Here is an 18,831-nt window from a genome sequence, read left to right on the forward strand (position 1 = left end):
TTCCGCACCGCTGCGTAATACAAAAAAAAGCTCCCTACAGCTAAGTAGGGGGCTTTTTCAATTTAGGCTGTATGCGAGATTACAGGGTAATCTTCTGCACTGGCGAATAGTATAGCTCGCCTACGCCTTGGGTTTTTACCCCAATACGGGCGTACACCGCATTGCGTGCTGTGCTGGGGAGCGTGAGTGAGAACGTTAGCGGCTGAGACAGGTTGGCCACATCGTTGCCCGACTTAGTCGTGCGTCCTACGAGGCTGTTGTTGGTGTCCACAAACTGCCCGTTGTTGACGAATAGCGTAACAGACTCGATGGCGCGGCCCGCCGTAGCCTGGCTTACCTGGCAGCTCGCCGTGATGGCCGTGCCCGACTTGGCAATCATAGCGTTGCGCACCACAAAGTAGGGTGATACAGGCACGTCTACTACCGTGTTGCCGCTTACCTGCACCGTTATGCTGTCGGTGTTATTTACCCACGGGCCATTGTCGCGCAGGCGGGTCAGTTTGTACTCGCCATCAAAGAGAGTGGCCGAGTACGTGCCATCTTGGGCCACATAAACCGGAATCTTGTTGCGGAAGAATTCGCCGCGCTGCCACAGCTCAAGCTGCACGCCGCCCTGGCCCCGTACGCCCACAGTTTCATTCTGGAAGGTTATGCGCCCGGTCAACTGTGATTCGGGGGGCGCAATATTGTCTTTTTCGCAGCCGGCGGCCAGTAGCCCAAGCCCTGCCAGCAAGGTGATAACTTTTTTCATGGGTGGGAGAGGCTATTCGAAGGGATTGCGAACAATTTTAGGATTGTTGTTGCGGATGGTGTTCCCAATGAACGTATAGTAGTTGAAAAGCTGGAAGTTGCGCGGCGTGCGGTAGCGCGGAGCAACTCGCTTGTCAAATACATACTTACCATCCATGGCACTGCCAGGGCGCACCACGCGGTACGGAAACAGCACGTAGGCCACGGCATTAGGATTGTTGTTGTCTCCATTCCACAACTGGTGCGCGATGCGCCAGCGTTTGAGGTCCCAGAGACGGTGGTCTTCAAAAGCCAACTCCACGCGGCGCTCATTTTGGAGGCGCGCCAGGTTGAGGGTCGTGAGGCTGTTGGCCCCGAAGCCGGCGCGCTCGCGCACCCGGTTTACATAGGTTAGCGCCTCAGCAGTGTTACCCAGCTCCAAGGCTGCCTCGCTGGCATTGAGCAGTACTTCGGCCAGGCGGAAGCGTACCCACCACGTGTCGCTACGGATACCGCGGCTGCTGGTGCCCGCGCCCGAGTCGATAAACTTGCGCAGGTAGAAACCTGAGTTAGAAACCTCCGGCTGGCTGGCCTGTGGCCCTGAGCTACCCGTCAGCAGCTTGTTGTCGCCATTAGGGAAGGCCGCTCCACCATACACGGTGCTCAGGCCGCCTTCGATGGTTTCATACGCATTGTTGGCGGCGTTCCACACTTTCACACCGGCTTGTAGCTGCACCTCCTGCCCCTTGAAAGAGGTGCCAGGATAAATAATTGTGCCGTACAAGCGGGCATCTTTGTTGGCGAAGGGACCGCTAAGGTTATCGTAATAGATGTAGTCGGTGCCAGCCGCGTTCTGTGTGCGAAGGGTGCCGGTGGTGCCGTCTAGGTACTCGTAAGCCTCAACAAGATTGAGAATGGGCGAAAGCGACGAAGACCCTAGGTTGTCCTCGCGGATACCCCGCGCAATGTTGTCGTAGCTGAAGCCGTGGCGGTAGTCCTTGGCCGTCAAGAAATCCTTCACCCAGATAACTTCTGAGTTGGCATTCTTACGCGTAATGGCCTCGTAGAAGTTTTCGCCTAGGTTGGGGTTGGTGCGGTAGAGCGAGTAGGGGCCAGCCAGTACTTCCTTGGCTGCGTCGAGGGCCTTTTGGTAGTAAGCATTGGCTTGGCTAGCCGGAATACCTACTTCACCGCCACTAGTTTGAATGTTGAGGCCCGACTGGGTATTGTACTTGGCAATAGAACCTGCGTAGAGCATGGCCCGGCACTTGAGGGCCATAGCTGTGTAGCGGTTGGCCCGCGTAATGCTGCCGCCATTGCCCAGCGTGCCCTTAATGGCATCTAATTCGCTGGCTACAAAATCGTATACCTCGGTTTCCTTGCTGCGTGCCACCTGCAAGGGCGTCACGTTGCCATCGAAGTTATAAACGAGTTGCGTCGTGACCAGGGGCACGCCTCCGTAGCGCTTACCAAGCTCAAAATACATGTAAGCTCGTAAAAAGCGGAGTTCTGCCTTGAACTGGTCTTTTTGTGCCGTAGTAAGCGCGGTGCTGAACTGGTCGAGGCCATCCAACGCCAAGTTGATGTCGCGAATAAGGCCATAGTCCCAGTTGCCCCAGCTGCCGGAGCCGTAGCTGAACCGGTCGTTGGGCCCGTTGCCATTGCCCGACCACATCGCCTCATCGTAGGCGGCATATTCGGCCCAGTTGTTATAGATGGTGGTATGTACTGGCAGGCGGTCGTAGTAGTTGGCCAGCAAGCCCGTAATCAGGCCGGGGTCATTCCAAATCTGTGAGTCCAGAATGATGTTCGGTGGCGTGCGTTCCAGAAAGTCTTTCTGGCAACTGGTGCCAAGGCCTAGTAGTAGCCCAGAGCTTAGCGCAAGCGTTTTGAATGAAAATTTCATGGGTGGGAAATGGCTTAGAAAGAGACCGAGAAACCTGTGTTAATCAGGCGCTGGGGAGGGTAGCCTAGGCCATTGGTAGAAGTGATTTCTGGGTCGATATCAATGTCGTTGAGCGTGCTGAAGGTCACCAGGTTGGTAGCGTTCACGTACACCCGCACCCCCGAGAAGCCGATTTTGGTCAGCCAAGGCTTAGGCAGGTTGTAGGCCAGTTCCACGTTGCGCAGGCGCACGTAGCGCACAGTTTTAATCCAGAAAGAGCTGCGACGGTTGAAATTAGACGAGCCGCTCGCATCGCGCCGGATGGCTGGGTACTTGCCTGGTACCCAAGGGCTGTCGGCGTTGTAGGGGTCAGCGCGGTGCCAGCGGTCTTCGAGGATGTAGTTGGGCGAGGTACCGTTGTTTTGGAACGGAATCAGCAGCTCATACTCGCGCTGGTAGGTCTGCATACCAGCTCCGATGATGTCAAAATTGAGCGTGAAGTTCTTGTACCCTAGGCTGGTATTGAGAGCGTAAGTCACCAGTGGGTTGCCACCCTGGATGTAGCCAATGGGGCGCTCGTCGAGGTTATTGATAACCCCATCACCGTTCACGTCCTTGTAGATGATGTCGCCCGGCAGCTGCGTGCGGTTGCCCTGGCCATCGTTGTCTATGCGATAGTCGGCAATTTCCTGTTCCGACTGAAACTGACCAATGGCCTGATAGCCCCAGCCCACGTCACCCCAGCGGCTGTAGTAGCTGTTGCGGTAGCGGTCCCAGGAGTTACTGAACCGTTGGCCGTAGCTTATATCAAAGCGGCGAGCCAGTGTGGCATGAGCACCTACCGAGAACGAGAGACCTTGCGAGGTAACGCCCGAATAGATTAGCCCACCTTCTAAGCCCTTGGTTTCATCAGAGTTGCGGTTTTCGGCGTACAGGCCATAGCCTACTTCGCTTGGCAAGACGATATTTGGGTCAACACCTGGCAGGCCTTCGCGGCGGCGGCGGAAGATGTCGAATGTACCCGAAAGCTTACCTCCGAACAAGCCGAAGTCTACCCCTAGGTTAGTCGTTTTGTTGCGTATCCACGAAAGCGTAGTGATAGGCAGCCCCCGTGGCCGCACCCCAAGGGTGTACGCCCCGTTGAAAATAGATGCCCCGCTGCCGAAGTCGTATCCCTGCAGGTAAGCGTAGGGATTGATGGCGTCGCTACCCGTTACGCCGTAGCTGCCGCGCAACTTCAATTCGGTTATTACCCGGCCTGCCCCGCTGTTTTTGAGGAAATTCTCCTCTGATATGCGGTAGCCAGCCGTTACGGCCGGGAAGAAGCCGAAGCGGCTGTCAGCCCGGTAGAGGTAAGAGCCATCATAGCGACCTAGGCCTTCGACTAGGTACTTCTGCTTATAGTTGTAGGCTAGGCGCCCCACATAACCAGCACGCGCCGTTTCCGATACCTCATCAAGCAGATAGTCTTGATTGGCAAAGTACTGGATGGGAATCGTGTTGTTGGGCGGCACCGTGTGTACGATGTTGTAGCGGTTGTCGGTGTCGTAGCGCTCATACACCGCTGTAGCGCTTAGGCCGTGGTCGCCGAGCTGCTTGTTATAGAACAGCTGAATTTGCCCGGTGCGCTCGATAAGCGCGCGGCGGCGTTGCTCGCGCCAAGGGTTTTGGTTGCCGCCGCCCGGCACCAGGTCGTAGGTCTGGGCAGTGGGGTTGTAGCGATAGCCGTTGTAGGTGTATTCGAAGCCGTTGAACGTGTTGGTCGTGTAGTTGTAAGAGCCGGTAGCCTTCACGGTAAGTCCGAAGGAGAAATCGTACTGCCCATACAGGTTTATCTTGCCAGCCCGCCAGTCATCATCGCAATAACCCGTAATCGACTCCTTATAAGTAGCCGGGTTCACGTTGATGTTGTGCGTCTGGTTGATATAGAGCGGGTTGTCGTTGGCGTAGGGGGCCTCGGTAGGCCACATCGAAAACACGCTCAGGAACGGGTTGAAATAATCGTCGAGGCCTGGTACGCCCGCTGTGTGGCGGTATTCAGCGCGGCCATATAGCTGCGTACCAACACGGAAATGAGGGTTTATCTTGGCCTCTAGGTTGGCCTGCAGGTTATAGCGCTTGAAGAAGTTGTCTTCGATGAGCGCCTTCTGGTTGAGGTAGCTGCCCGAGAGGTAGTACGTCACATTGTCAGACGCCCCCGAGATGTTGCCATTCAAGTAGTACTGCGGCACGTTGGGCCGGAATACCATGTCGTAGTAGTCGTAGCTTTTGTAGCCCGGCTCAGTGCCCTGGCGCCACTTTTCGAGCTCTTCGGCTGTGAGAATCTTGCCCGATACGGGGTCCGACACAGGCCGAGGGGCGCGGCGTTCTATCTGGGCGTAGTTCTGTTCCGACTCTACCAGGCCGCGCTGGTGCTGGTAAGCATTGGCCGGGTGCGGATACTTCGTAAAGTTTTGGACACCGTAGTAGCCGTTAAGGTTTATGACTGGCTTGCCGAGCTTGCCGCGCTTGGTCGTTACCAGAATTACACCGTTGGAAGCGCGCATGCCGTAAATGGCCGCCGACGCATCTTTTAGTACCGAAATGGTTTCGATATCGTTTAGGCCTAGGTTGTTAAACTGGCCCTCTTCTGACTGGATGCCGTCGATAACATAGAGCGGCGCCCCCATGTTGCGAATCTGGATGCTGGTACCAGCACCGGGGCGAGCGTCGCCCTGGCGCGCCGTGATGCCTGGGATGCGGCCAGCTAGCGCGCTAGTAGCAGCAGCGGCGGGCGTGCGCACCAGTTCCTGGCTCGTGACTTGGCCTACAGCCCCGGTCACGGTAGCGCGCGACTGCGTGCCGTAGCCTACCACTACTACTTCTTCAAGCGACTTATCCTGAGCTTCCAGCTTAACATTCAGCGCTGTAGTGCCAGTCACGGGTACCTCTTGGCTGGTAAAGCCCACAAAGGAGAAGACCAGCACCGAACCTTGCTCAGGCACTTTCAGCCGGTAGCGGCCTTGCTCATCGGTGGTGGTGCCCTGCGAGGTGCCTTTCAGAATAACATTTACCCCAGGCAAACCCTCACCCTTGCTGTCGGTAACTACCCCTTGCACCGCAATATCGGCAAGCAGGGTGGTTGCGTTGTGAGCAGACACAGGTGAGGTAGGAGCAACTAGAGCGCGCGGCGCGGCAGATGCACTGAGGGTAGTGCCTACGGAGGCACACCAAGCTAGTGGGAGCAAGGACTGGCCAAGGGCCCCGCGCACCAGCCTATTGCGTAACGTACTTTTCATAGGTGGGAAAAAAAGGTGGATGAAAAAATAGACAATCGATTGTGTTACTAGAGATGTTATACAGCAGCCGGTGGGGGCCATTGTATCAAATCCAGAAAGCGATTATTGAGCAACTGAGGCTAGCCTGGCGTAAGCCTAAATGCTACGCCAGACTGGGGCAAGTAGTGCCCAGCCATATACCCTATGCTTCGCTAAACTGCCTAGGGTAGCTTAGCCTTTATAGTATTGTGGGGGCGCACTACGTGCAATGGGTGCCAGGGGCACTTACCTTGAGGAGCTGAGTACAGCTAGGGGGAGGGGAGCGCGCGCTATCGCGCTGGCTCTAAACCGTTGGGGAATAACGGTACTATTTCGCGCAAGCGAAGAGAGTAAGAATGGCAGCATAGGCCAGAGGAAGAGGGTGGGAAAAGAAGTAGTAGCGAACTAACCGTAGCGCTAGAATAACCTCACTAGCTCTGGCGGTTAGCGGTGGTAAAGGTATAACCTAATCCCGATGAAACAGAGGTGAATTTAAGTAAAAATGGGGGGTGAAATAGTTTTTGAAGAAAGAATAAGCAATAGAACAATGTTGATACATTATTCTGTGTAAAATCATATAATTATAAATCAGATATTTATAGTGGAAATAAAAGTGTTAAATATTACCTAACAAAATTTTAATACAGGAGGCCTTTCGAAAGCATATAGGCAGCTGCTGCACAGCTCGCAACTCAACCCCTTGTATGCTGCTGTGAGATGGGTGCAACGTTGTCTATCACCTAGGCTGCTTGCACTAGCCCAAAGAACAGGTAGGTTAACTATTGCTAACGGGTTTGCGTAGCCAGCCCATGAGATATTTTGTTATAATGCTGTTGGTATTGGGCACACTTACTGCGGCGCAGGCCCAGGTGAAGCTGCCTAAGCTCCACGGCTGGGTAAACCCATTGCCCATGGATTCGCTCACGCGTAAAGTATCGTTTCAGGGCGTAGTGCAGGTGCCGGGTGCTAGCCAAGCTACGTTGTATGCACGAGCCAAGAAGTGGTTTGCCACCGCGTCTGGACCTACTAAAATGACCATCGAAACGCAAGATGAGGCATCCGGCAAGGTCACAGGTAAAACTAGCGAGCTAGTGATGCAAAATTTTCTGGGTGCCAATGTGCAAGTGCCGCTATGGCGCACCGTGATAGTGCAGGTGAAGCCTGGCCGCTTTCGTTACCAGATTACCAATTTTGCCTTCGATAGCAGCACAGGCCAAGGAGCTGTAACGCCCATTGAAAACTACCTCGCACCCAACGCGCTCACCTTCGACGATGCCGGTTATCCAAAGCCCGTTCTTCAGTCAACTATTGAAGCCATTCAGCGCAGTGGCCGGCAGCAAGCCTCAGTCATTCGCCAGGCTATGACGGGTAAAGCGGTAGATGATAATTGGTAATTAGAAAGAGAAATCTTGCTTGACCTGCGTAGTGAAGCTGTAGTAGTCCGACGCTGGCCCCAGCGTCAGGGGCAGAGCGGCACCCCAGCGCTCAGCGGTAGCCCGGACGGTTTTTAGCATGGCGGCTACGCCCGCACCATCATCGCCCGCGCTGGGTGCATGGTGCTGCGAATAGTAACGCGCTGGTACCAGCACGCACCACTTTGCCTTCCGGCTGCCGCGCAAAAGTAGCCCTTAATGAGCAGTGCGAAATCAGTCTGATACTGCTCTCTAGATAGCAGCAAGACTGCACCCTAAAGTCAAGCTCTACCTTGACCTAGGAGGCGGGCGCTGGCGAGGAGGTAACTAAAGAGCAAGGCAGCTAAACGTCAAACGCGCCCGCCGATAAGAATATCGACGGGCGCGTTTGACGTTTAGCGCAGACGAGAAGCTAGCTTATAGCTTCACGAAGCGGGCGTGGCGTACGGCTTGGCCCGGTACGCGCACACTTACAATATACACCCCAGCGGCAAGGCGCTCTACTGGTAGGCTCAGGGCAGCTTCGGAGCTGGCTTGAGTCGTGTAGCTGTAGAGGCGCTGGCCTTGCGTATTGGTGATAGAGACTTCTGACCCAGCTTGGTTAGCTTCTGCAAAAGTGAGCGAAATAGTAGAGCCTGTTACAGGAACAGGACTCAATTGAAGAGCAGTAGAAGCGGCTGCGGTTGAGCGCGCGATAACGGCCACTGGCGAGTAGTTAAGCTTACCATCTTGGTCTTCTTGCCGCAAGCGATAGTAGACCACAGGAGAATCATGAGTGTTGGCCAATGTTTTATCCGTATAAGTATACGTGCCACCAGTAGCATTATTGCCTGTAGCCAAATATCCTACCGATTCCCAAGCTTGCCCATTACCTAGTTGACGCTCAATTCCAAAACCTTTGTTATTGGTTTCGCTAGCAGTAGTCCAGCGTAGTAGGGCCGCGCCTTGTGCGGCAGGAGTTGCCGTAAAGCTCACTAGTGTCACAGGTAGTGGAACAATTTCGCCCAGCGTAAATACAGCATTCAGCGAACCCGTAATACCATCTTTTGCGACTATTCCTGGACTGCTGGTGTCCTTACCTAATTTTTCAAAAGTAGAGTTACCTGTTCTTTGGCGATAAAGCTGCAGATTGTCAGCAGTATTACCATTTAAATCAGCTGTAACATAGCTAAATGCAAGGCTAAAGTCTAGCGGGTCTGCATCAGCCTGAAATTCATAATTACGGCGGACACTCACTCCAGAACCTACCTCATTAAAGATACCGCTAGTGCGAATGACGGTGACAGCGCCGGGGGCATCAGCATCAATGTTACTATCTTGATTATTAGCACTTAATACAATGCCAATGTTGTTGAATCTATAAGACTGGCCATTGTTATACACACCCAAACTAGATTTTACCACTCCCAATATATAGCTGTTATTATCCTCGCCTACTATCTGGCCAACTTGACCGCCTGTATTTTGAAAGGAAATATTATAAGTATTGGTGTTATCAGTGCGCGTCACTAATACGCCACCACCGAGTTGAAATGTTAGGTCGCCTCTAAGGATAATATTCTGAGTTAGCGTTTTAACACCTCCGCCTTGGATAAACAAGCTAGATAGAGTAAGTCCAGCATCAATGGTCTGGTTTGTACCAGCAAATGTTAGGCTGCCTTGGTTGGTACTGGAAGTAGTACCCTGTCTAAATCCTGCATTTCTGTCCTGAAAGTCGCCAAATACACGTAGTTGTGCATTATTCAACGTAAGAGTAGCACCTTTAGCGTATCTATCAGCAATGCCATCTCCGTTGTCATCAATAGGTCTGCCACCTATTAAAATGTTATGAGCTTGAGCGATATTGCTTTGACCTGTCACCCTATTAAGAATCGGGTAATTCCCATTTTCGACATAAGGAATAGTAACATCAGTGTTTGTGTTAGGAATTTGCCCTCCCGACCAGTTAGCAGCGTCAAACCAGTTATTGCTACCTTTAGTAGCATTCCAGCTCGACGGTACTACACTAACTCCATTAAGTTTCACCTCAAAAGTAGCAGTGTAAAATCCGCCACTTTTCTTGTCGACAATAGATGTTGGTGATTTACTAACTGTAGCGTTACCTAGAAAATAAACTTCCAGCAAATAAGTGCCGGGGGAAGTAGTAGAAGTAATCAGGTTTGTTCGGTTGCGCGCGCTAACCCACTGCGCATTACCACCCACATCGCCCGAAGCTAGAGACAACGGCACCGGAATTTCGCTACCAAACTCATCGGTTAAATCAGCGCGCCGTACCCGATAAAATAGCTGCGTTGCGGATACGAAGTCACCATTCGAAGCTCGGGTATTGGCTTCGGCATTGATGAATAAGGAGTCAATCGCTGTTACCGGAGAATTAATATCTGGTTGAGTCCGGTTGAAAGTACCTAGAAACGCCGACTGAAACGGCCGCGTAGCGCTCGGGTCTGCACTGTTGCTGAGGGTATAATACTTCCCAGTAACGCGGGGATTTGTACCGACGCGGCTGCTGATATTTATAAAATCGCTTACAAAGCCCGCCTGTGCGTTAGCTGTTTGAGTGCCCTGAACCAACAGCAGTAAAGTAGCTGTGAGCAGTAGCCCAACTTTAGTGTTTAAAAACTTGCCTCGCCAGCGCAAGCTACGTGAAAACTTGTGAGTGTTTAAAGGTTTTTGCATGATGTCAACAAATAACAGGATGGAGCGGATGCCCAAAGGTACGATGAACCAGCAATGTTGTTTGAGTAATGCAAAAAAATACCGGTTGGTTATTATATAAGTGATAAATGACCTACTTGTAACTATCCTAACACGCTTTAATTAGCTCAAATAATCATATAAACATTTTGTCGATGTTATCGATAACGAGCTGTTGCACTGATTATAAATTAAATTAATAAAACAAAAAGCCCCTTTAAGAAAGGGGCTTTTTGTTTTATTAATTTAATTTATAAATTATTTCATATCAATGCGATGTCAACGTAAAAGCGGTGCTTATATCCTATATAAGAAATTTAGATACCTTAACTTGACTAGCAATTAATTTGAAATAGTAATACGTTTTTGGACAGGAGTGCCACTACCAGCAAGAGTTAATACGTAGGTGCCCGAGGTTAATCCTTGAGGTAGCATGAGTGGGACAGTGGAGTAGGTACTGACCAAGTTGAGCGTTTGAGCTGCTACTGAGCGGCCCATGGTATCAACTACGCGTAGCTCCAACGATTCCCCTGCGTAACCCTGCAATAATACCTGCATAGTTTGGCCAGCACTGGGGTTGGGATATATCTCAACTTTTCGTGCCGTAGGCAGCGTAGGCGCTAATGTAACTACGCTGCTATAGGATACTGAGCCATCACTATCAACTTGGCGTAGGCGATAGTAAGTAGTATAAGCCAAGTGCTGAGGGTCAGACCATTGGTAGGTCGAAGCTTGGCGGCTATTGCCAGCAGCAGCTACCCGGCCAACTTCCGTAAAGCTGGTATTATTGGTTGAAGACTCCAGTGCAAAATAGGCTGTATTGCGCTCGGAAGCGGTGGCCCAGTGCAGCGTAGCAGTATTACGAGAATCGGTAGTCCCTGTAAATGATGTCAGCTCAACTGGCAGGGGTGCTACTGTTTTAGGAACGTCGCTCGTTACTATGTAAGTGCTACTACCATTAGTGTTGTATGAAATAGTATTCCCATCTGTGTTATACTCAGCACTCATTATATAGTAACTCGTGCGCGGCTGCAAGCCCGTAACTACAACAGAGCGCCCGCTCCCACTATATACCGCGTAACCTTTACCAAGCGAGCTACCCTGGCTATAGGTAGTAGAAGCGGTATAAAATTGATTGTCAGTGATAAGAATTATAGGCCCTGTATCATTGCCAATGGGAGCAACAGCTACTATTCGCCCTTGTCCGTTGCCTCCGCTACCAAAGATTAGCTCAGTAGTGGTAGCGGTAACTTTAGTAGCGTTCACCATGCCCCCCTGAGTAGGCGCAATAACTTGAGCAACTGCTTGCTGGCCAAAAGCGATTGTCAGCAGGCCTACTAGCCATAGTGCTAAATGAATAGAATTGAATCGCATAATAATATCAAGCCGTAACGAGTAAAAAATAGAAGGACTCTTTATTTGTAAAAATTCTTAAACTATAATTATTCGCATTATGAGTATGTGCGAAAAATTATTATTGATTTAGTTTGGTGAACCACATTTGTGAAGCAAATATAGGATTAAAATCTGCAATTGGTAGTTATAATACAAAATAAAGCTTAAAATTAGGATTATTTTTTGCATTATAAGTAGATGCAAAATTAATTTATTGACTTCTTGTTATAGCTTTGCATAGATAAAAGAAAAATATGAAATGGTATTAAGGTTAGAGGTGGGATTAGTTGTTCAATCTGTCGAGCATTAAAAAAGGGGCAGCCAATAGGCTGCCCCTTTTTTAATGCTCGACCTTGGAAAGTGAAAATTAGGCTTCACGGCTAGGCACTGCAGCCCATGGCACTTGCGTAAGCTGTACGGCAGACCACAGTTCCTTCTGGCCCGCGTAGTGTAAAAAGATGCGAGCGGTAGCAATAACATCCTTCTCGCAGTACTCTACAATGCGGCCTAGGTCCTTGTCTTGCCAGTACACTTGGGCTACTTGCGAGCCGTCGATGTCGTCTTTGGGGGAGGGGATGCCGAACACGCCCGCCAGCAGCGGCAGCGAGATGGTGCCTTTGTTATCGCCAAACTTCCACAGGTCCATAGTGTCGAGCAGGTGGGGGAGGTCCCAGGGCTTGTGGCCGGCCACGTCGAGCATGGGCGGAATAGCCTGTCCGCAGATAAGCATACGCCGCCCTAGGTAGCCATAATCGAACTCGCGGCCGTTGTGCGCGCAGAGGTAGAAGCCCTCGGGGCCGGCGGTTTCGAGCTTGGCATAGCGGGCTTGTGGGGCGTAGGGGGCCCGCTCGCCTAGCAGCTGCGCAAAGCCGCGCAGCACAGCGCACTCATCATCGTCGGCAAAGGACTTGACCCGAAACTCCAGCGTCTCGTCTTTCAGCGCACGGAAGTAGCCCACCGAGATGCACACGATTTTGCCAAACTCGGCGTAAAGGCCGCCGTGGGCGAATAGGTCGGCGTGCGAAAGGCCGTCGGCTAATTCCTTGGCGTGGCGCTTTTCGCAGAACTTTTGCCATAGCGGGTGCATGGCTTCGGGTAGCTCGGCATGGGTAGCGTGGCCGGGCACGGTTTCGATATCAACAAAAAAGACGCGGGTGAGGTCGACGTGGCGCAGGATGTTCATGGGGCCGGAAAAAGACTAGCAGCAAGTACCCCAAAGCTAAGCCGAATGTTTAGCTGCGGTAGGTTACTAGCCTGTACTTTCGCTCCCATGCTTTTCCAGTTTGGCTTGCGTAGCTCGTTGCTGCTACCCTTCGTGGTGCCCGGCGTGGTGGCTACGCTGTGGCTACTGCTACGTGCCTGGCGGCGCAATACGCCGCCCGATGCTTTACTGGCGCTGCTACTGGCGGTGCCTACGCTTGGCGCTGCACAATGGATGCTAGGCTACGCCGGCTGGTACGACAGCCACAATGGCTACTATACGTTTATGTTCTACGTGCCTTGGCAACTCAACTTGCTGCTTGGGCCGGGCTACTACCTATACTTCCGTAGCCTTACCAACCAAGAATTTCGGCTGAGGCCACGTGCCTGGTTGCATCTGCTGCCGGGCCTACTGAAAATAGCCTTTTACGCAGTCGCAGCAGTCCACGACCTGCTATGGTGGCATGGGCTACGGGGGCAGCCGCTGCCGTACCATTTTGGTACCAAGGGGCCGTTGACTGAGTGGCTCGACCGCCCCACCGAGCTACTGGGCTACTTGCAGTTTGGGTTGCTGCCGATCTATGGCTGGCTGGTGCTAGCTGGCTACCGCCGCTATACGCGCTACCTAGACGACAATTTTTCGGATGCCGAGCGCCTGCGTTTTGCCGGGCTGCGGCAACTGCTGGTGCTGCAAGTATTGAGCTGGGCGCTAAGCCTGGTATTTGAAGCGCTGGATGTGCTGCTCGGCTTCGGCTACGATGAAGCCTGGAATTATTTCGCATTGCGGGGGCTGCTACTCTATGGCCTCATTGTGGCGGGGGTGCAGGCCAATTATGCGGCGGCTACTACTCCGTTGCGCTTCGAGCCAGGCGGCCCCGCTCTTAAGGAGCCGATAGACCAAGCAACTGCCTTGCCCATCGCGCCTGAGGCAAAAGAAGCTCCTTTAGTAGACCTAGGGGAAGGCAGTGCCTTGCCCACCGCGGCCGCCGTGTTGCCACCTGAGTTGGAGCCCTGGCGCGAGCGCCTGCTGTGCCTCATGGCCGACGAGCAACCTTGGCTAGAGCCTGAGCTAACCCTAACTGAGCTAGCCCAGCGCCTGCGCACCAACCCCGCATTATTGTCTAAAGTCATTAATACGGGTTGTGGGCAAAACTTCAATGACTTCGTGAATACCTACCGCGTGCACGAGGCCCGGCGAAAGCTGGCTGACCCGCGCTTTGCACACTACTCGCTGGTAGGCGTGGCGTTGGAGAGCGGATTTAATTCTAAATCAACGTTTAATCGCGTGTTTAAGAAGCTGCTGGGGCAGGCGCCCAGCGAAGTGACACGGCCCAAATCATAAGTTAGGACGCGCCAACTTATGGCTTGGAGCGCGGGGAGTGGATGCAGCTAGGAGCTTTGCCCCAGTCTTCACCCAGCTCCTTTTGTCATGTGCCAGCCCCTTGCCCAGCCGCCGCGCGCCGCCCAGCCGGTAACACTAAATTATTATGGAGGCCGCCGTAACGTTTGGCCTACGGGGGCGATAATGAGGGCGGCGCGCCGCCAGCAAGCTGTGCGCCAGCAGGTAGCGGCAGTGCTATATGAAGCTAAGATGTTTTTTTCTGTTTTAGCTCGTCTTTATGGCAACGCTTGCGCCGCATGTAGCATCTATCATCGCAACACCTCTATTCTGCACGTCTTGCAAACTTTTCCTCTTCTCGGCTCAGGCCGCTGCCTGCTGCTGGCTATAGCCCTGCTCACTACTTCTGCGGCCTTGGCCCAAAGCCCGGCGCCAGCAGCCCCGGCCGCTGTGGCCAATACGGGCTCGCTCACCGGCACGGTGCTCGACTCGGTGAGCCGCCAGCCGGTGTCTTACGCCACGGTGGTGCTGCTGCCAACGGCCGGCTCCGAAAAAGCCATTTCGGGGGTGGCAGCCGACGATGCGGGCAAGTTTTCGCTCACCAAGCTGCCGACGGGCACTTTCCGGCTACGCATAAGCTATGTGGGCTACGGCACCCACACCCAGGCAGTGACCGTGACGAGCGGGGCTACCGCTCTAGGTACCATTAGGCTGCCTGCCGCGGCCACAGCCCTCAATGAGGCCGTGGTAGTAGGAGCGAAGCCCGTAGTGGAGGTGCGCCCCGACCGCCTCGTGTATAATGCCGAGCAGGACCTGAGCAACGCTGGTGGCACCGCTACCGACGTGCTGCGTAAATCGCCACTGCTGGCCGTAGATGGCGAGGGCAACGTGAAAATGCGCGGCTCCAGTAACTTCCGAGTGTTAGTAAACAACAAGCCCTCGCCCACGCTGGCTAGCAACCTGACGGAGGCGCTCAAGAGCATTCCGGCCGACCAAATAAAGAGCGTTGAAATCATCACGACGCCGCCCGCCAAGTACGATGGTGAGGGCACGGCTGGTATCATCAACATCATCCTTAAAAAAGGCGTTGACCAGGGCGTGAACGGCCGCATCGGGGCCAGTGGCGGCAACCGCAACTCTAACTTCAACTCGGCGCTCAACTTTAAGAAGGGCAAAGTTGGTTTTACTTCCTCGGCCAGCGCCGGCGCTTGGTATAACCCCGGCTACTCGGAGCGCACCCGCGTAGGCTACAATGAGGAGCGCCAGGAAATCAGCAACTTGCTGCAAACCGCCGACGTGTATAACAAAGGCAAGTGGTACTACGGCACCCTAGGGCTCGACTACGACCCAGCCGAGCACCACAGTATTTCGCTGGCTGGTTCCATCAACGGCTATGGTGGCAACTCGACCAACGACTTGTTTAACCGCCTTACTGGCCTCACCAACCGGCTGTATACCCGCCGCACCGACAACCGCTTTAGCGGCCTCAATGTGGAAGGCACCGGTACCTACACCCGCACCTTCAAGCAGGCGCGCAAAGAGTGGAGCGTGCTCGGCCAATACGCCCTGAACACGGGCACCTTCGGCTACGACTTCGACCAGTATGACAACTCTACCGTGCTGCTGCCCGCCGAGCAGGCCACCTACCGCGAGCGCAGCCGGGGCCGCACGCCCGGCCACGAGATAACATTGCAGTCAGACTTTACGCAGCCTTTCGGTGATAAAAACACTCTGGAAATGGGCGTGAAAGCTATTTTTCGCCGTACTGGTTCGGTGGCCAATGTCGATACGCTGCGCCCAGCCGATAACCCCAGCTACCTGCCCGACGGCCGCCGCATTACCGATTTTAGCTACGCTCAAGATGTGCAGGCGGCCTACGCTACTTATTCGTTTGGGCTGGGTAAGAAAACGAGTTTGAGCCTAGGTAGCCGCCTAGAGCGCACGGCGCTTTCGGCCGACTTCCGCACCAGTGCCTCGTTCACGCCGCCCGCCTACCTTTCGCTGCTGCCCAACGGCAGCGCGCAGTACAAACTCTCGGAAGCTAGCAGTGTGCGTGCCGCCTATAGCCGCCGCATCACGCGGCCGTTCATCGACTACCTCAACCCCTTTGTGGACCGCTCGGACCGGCAGAACCTGTCGTTTGGCAATCCCTACCTCAGCCCTGAGCTGACCGATGCCTACGAACTGAGCTACAATACCAATTTTAAGAGCAACTCTATCAATATTTCGGCCTCGGTGCGCCACACCGGCAATGCCATCGAGTCGGTACGCTTCCTGACTACCAACCCCAGCGCGCCGCTGCCCGCCGGCGTGGTGCCCGACCCCAGCGTGACGGCCCAGACGTTTCAGAACGTAGCCGCCAATACTTTTTATCAGCTCAATTTCTACGGCTCATTCAAGCCCCTCGAAAACTGGGACCTCAGCGGTGGCCCCGATGTGCAGTACATCGTGCGCCGCAGCCCCGCGCTCAATACCAATCGCCAAGGCCTCACGGCGGGTCTCAACCTTAACACTTCGTACAAGCTCAAGAAAGGGTTCAGCCTGCAAGGCTTTGTGTACGCCTCGCTGCCCTCGCCCGATATCCAGGGCCGTGGCTCGGCCAACCTCTACTACCAGATGGGGGCCAAGAAGACGTTCCTCAAGGAGAAGGCTGACCTAGTACTCAACTTCGGCAGTCCCTTTAATAACTACTGGCCCTACCGCAACACCGTAAGCACGGCGCTCTTCGAAGAACGTAGCGAATTCCGCGCCTACCAGCGCTCGTTCCGCCTCAGCTTCAGCTATCGTTTTGGTCAAGCCCAGCAAGGCAAGCAGCGCAAGCAAATCAGCAACGACGATACGAAGGGCGGCGGCAGCAAGCAGGGCGGCTAATTACCGAGAGGTAAGAAACACCCCGGTCATGCAGAGCCCCGCGAAGTACCTCTATAAAACCACACCCTAGGTGGTGCGGTAGAGAGGCTTCGCGGGGCTCCGCATGACCGGGTTTGTTTTTTATTTATTGCTCATTAAAAGCATTGCGCATAGAGTGAGCGCCAGTCCGGCGACCCCACTGGGCGCAGCGGTTCTGCATTTGCTGGCGAAAATTTTCGCGCTCCTCGGGCGAGAGGTTAGACACTTCGCGGGCAATTTCTTGCTTCCACTGGCGGCGCTTCTGTGCCCAGCTGCCCCGCCCGCGCCCAAAGCCGCCAAATAGAATGCGGCTCAGCACGAGCAGCCCTATGGTTTGCTCGAAGCTAATAAGGGGGCCATGAAAGAGGCTCGGTACCAGCCAGTTCCAGAGGCTTTGGGTGACAAAGCCGGCCACGGCCGTGAACAGGGCCGCGAAAAAAACGAATTTAAAGGCTTTCTTAAGCCAGAAGGTACGGTTCATATCTGAGAGCGCGAAGCTAGGCTACGCGAAGCATTAGAGTGAGAGGGAGGAGCTGGGTGGGAAGTAAAGGGAAGGGAGCTTTAGTCCGTGAAAAGCTCGTCGTAGAGCGTGCGCAAGCGCTTGCGCAAATGTTTCACGGCGTAGTGCTTGCGCGAGATGAGTGTTTTGAGCGGCACGCCGGTTTCGGCTACCATGTCATTGAACGACTTGTCCTCTAGCTCGTGCCACACAAACACTTGGCGCTGCTCGGCGGGCAGTTCAGCTAGGGCGTCGGTGAGGGCGTCCATGATGGTTTCGCGCAACAGGCGGTTTTCGGGAGCATCATCGGCGGCAGGCAGGATATCTTGCAGCAGGCGGGCGGGCTCGTCGCCCTCGGCGGCCGCGCCGAGCGGCGCATCTAGCGATACCGTGGCCCTAGGTCGGCGGTAGCGGTCGATAATACGGTTGCGGGCCACCCGAAACAGCCAAGCCGCCGCCTGCTCCACGGGTTTAAACAAGCGGTAGCTTTCCACAAGCTCGGCAAAGACATCTTGCAAAATGTCTTCGGCCTCGTCGGGGTCGGGTACGCGCCGCTCGATAAAGCGCAGCAGCCGCCCCCGCTGCTCGCGCACCGTGGCCTGTATTTGTTGGTCTTGCTGGCTGGCCGTCATGGCGGCGGTAAGGGTGAGGGCGCTGGCGTTCATCGTGCCTAAGCAGACGCGGGGCAGCGCGGGATATTTTAGGACCTAAGCACAAAAAAAGCGGCCTTCAAAGAAAGCCGCTTTTCCCCATACACAGAACAGAAGTTTTACATTGTACAAATAAGGTGCCGGAATATTCAGTATAGCTTCGATTTTGAAATTAAATCGGCTGTTAGTAGTTGCGCCGCGCTAGCAGCAAGCTCGCGCCTAGGTCGTATCTGAGATATGTATAGGGATTAAGTATGCAGGCATAACATACATTGCTGCTAGCGCGGCATTGGAGGGACAACCTGCACGTCAGTATAAGGCACCAGTTACGCTGCGCTAAACTCGCGCCAGCAAGGCCGAGAGCCCCAACTGCCAGCCCTAGCCAGTAATCCGCTACACATAATGGCTTTTTCGGGTACCTTTGCCCGCTAAGAGCCCGCCAGCCCCGGCCCGCTCGGCCCCCGAACTCACCCGCATGAATCCGACGATACCCGAAGTCATCCGCACCGTTCCGCTCCAGTACTACATTTTCTTCGCTACTGCGCTGTTTTGCATTGGCGTCACGGGCGTGCTGGTGCGGCGTAATGCCATCATCATTTTCATGTGCGTCGAGCTGATGCTCAACGCCGTCAACATTCTGCTGGCTGCCTTCGCCGCCTACCGCGCCGACCCCAACGGGCAGGTGTTCGTGTTTTTCATCATGGCCGTAGCCGCCGCCGAAGTCGCCGTAGGCCTGGGTATTATCGTCATGATTTACCGCAACTTCCAGAATACCGACGTTAATCTGCTCAGTAGGCTGAAGTGGTAAACGAGCCCGTCTGCCAATGCGAGGAGGAACGACGA

13 protein-coding genes are annotated in these 18,831 nt (G+C 54.1%); 4 read left to right on the top strand and 9 right to left on the bottom strand.

The genetic code is table 11. From position 1 onward, the window contains the following. Positions 1–79: 79 nt before the first annotated feature. The 3 genes from FNT36_RS19970 to FNT36_RS19980 are packed head-to-tail and all read right to left on the bottom strand — an operon-like array spanning position 80 to position 5,754. The gene (locus tag FNT36_RS19970; RefSeq protein ID WP_144851368.1) at positions 80–751 is read right to left on the bottom strand and encodes a DUF3823 domain-containing protein; all 672 of its coding nucleotides are present in this window, start codon (positions 749–751) and stop codon (positions 80–82) included. A gap of 12 nt (positions 752–763) precedes the next feature. Continuing rightward, positions 764–2,635 carry a RagB/SusD family nutrient uptake outer membrane protein gene (locus tag FNT36_RS19975; protein ID WP_144851370.1) on the bottom strand — a complete coding sequence of 624 codons (1,872 nt, stop codon included), beginning with the start codon at positions 2,633–2,635 and terminating at the stop codon, positions 764–766. Between the two features lie 14 nt (positions 2,636–2,649). Next, positions 2,650–5,754 (bottom strand): SusC/RagA family TonB-linked outer membrane protein, encoded by a 3,105-nt coding sequence (locus tag FNT36_RS19980; protein ID WP_233636094.1) that lies wholly within the window; start codon positions 5,752–5,754, stop codon positions 2,650–2,652. Positions 5,755–6,719: 965 nt separating this feature from the next. On the opposite strand from FNT36_RS19980, the gene FNT36_RS19985 reads away from it, so the two are divergent. Further along, on the top strand, positions 6,720–7,304 hold the full coding sequence (locus tag FNT36_RS19985; RefSeq protein WP_144851374.1) for a DUF4468 domain-containing protein: 585 nt from the start codon (positions 6,720–6,722) through the stop codon (positions 7,302–7,304). Here the strand turns inward: FNT36_RS19985 and FNT36_RS19990 are convergent, their stop codons facing one another. The 4 genes from FNT36_RS19990 to FNT36_RS20005 all read right to left on the bottom strand — a co-directional run bounded on the left by FNT36_RS19990 (position 7,305) and on the right by FNT36_RS20005 (position 12,594). Next, positions 7,305–7,529: a hypothetical protein gene (locus FNT36_RS19990; RefSeq protein ID WP_144851376.1), complete on the bottom strand. Its 225-nt coding sequence runs from the start codon at positions 7,527–7,529 to the stop codon at positions 7,305–7,307. A gap of 210 nt (positions 7,530–7,739) precedes the next feature. Next, entirely contained in the window at positions 7,740–9,998 is a 2,259-nt protein-coding gene (locus FNT36_RS19995; RefSeq protein WP_144851378.1) for a T9SS type A sorting domain-containing protein, read from the bottom strand. 360 nt (positions 9,999–10,358) lie between these two features. Then, on the bottom strand, positions 10,359–11,390 hold the full coding sequence (locus FNT36_RS20000; RefSeq protein ID WP_144851380.1) for a T9SS type A sorting domain-containing protein: 1,032 nt from the start codon (positions 11,388–11,390) through the stop codon (positions 10,359–10,361). A gap of 388 nt (positions 11,391–11,778) precedes the next feature. Beyond that, complete coding sequence (locus FNT36_RS20005; RefSeq protein ID WP_233636095.1) at positions 11,779–12,594, bottom strand: 3'-5' exonuclease; 816 nt, start codon at positions 12,592–12,594, stop codon at positions 11,779–11,781. Positions 12,595–12,681: 87 nt separating this feature from the next. Between FNT36_RS20005 and FNT36_RS20010 the strand changes: the two genes are divergently transcribed. Both FNT36_RS20010 and FNT36_RS20015 read left to right on the top strand, forming a co-directional pair. After that, complete coding sequence (locus FNT36_RS20010) at positions 12,682–13,953, top strand: helix-turn-helix domain-containing protein (RefSeq protein ID WP_233636096.1); 1,272 nt, start codon at positions 12,682–12,684, stop codon at positions 13,951–13,953. Between the two features lie 336 nt (positions 13,954–14,289). Next, on the top strand, positions 14,290–16,821 hold the full coding sequence (locus FNT36_RS20015; protein WP_233636097.1) for a TonB-dependent receptor domain-containing protein: 2,532 nt from the start codon (positions 14,290–14,292) through the stop codon (positions 16,819–16,821). Positions 16,822–16,945: 124 nt separating this feature from the next. Here FNT36_RS20015 and FNT36_RS20020 read toward each other — a convergent pair whose 3' ends face one another. Continuing rightward, the gene (locus FNT36_RS20020) at positions 16,946–17,320 is read right to left on the bottom strand and encodes a hypothetical protein (protein WP_233636098.1); all 375 of its coding nucleotides are present in this window, start codon (positions 17,318–17,320) and stop codon (positions 16,946–16,948) included. Between the two features lie 80 nt (positions 17,321–17,400). Then, entirely contained in the window at positions 17,401–18,003 is a 603-nt protein-coding gene (locus tag FNT36_RS20025) for an RNA polymerase sigma factor (protein WP_233636099.1), read from the bottom strand. A gap of 460 nt (positions 18,004–18,463) precedes the next feature. Between FNT36_RS20025 and nuoK the strand changes: the two genes are divergently transcribed. Then, positions 18,464–18,796 carry an NADH-quinone oxidoreductase subunit NuoK gene (gene nuoK / locus FNT36_RS20030; RefSeq protein ID WP_144851701.1) on the top strand — a complete coding sequence of 111 codons (333 nt, stop codon included), beginning with the start codon at positions 18,464–18,466 and terminating at the stop codon, positions 18,794–18,796. The last annotated feature ends 35 nt before the right edge of the window (positions 18,797–18,831 follow it).

The organism is Hymenobacter setariae (assembly GCF_007713685.1).
GTDB lineage: Bacteria > Bacteroidota > Bacteroidia > Cytophagales > Hymenobacteraceae > Hymenobacter > Hymenobacter setariae.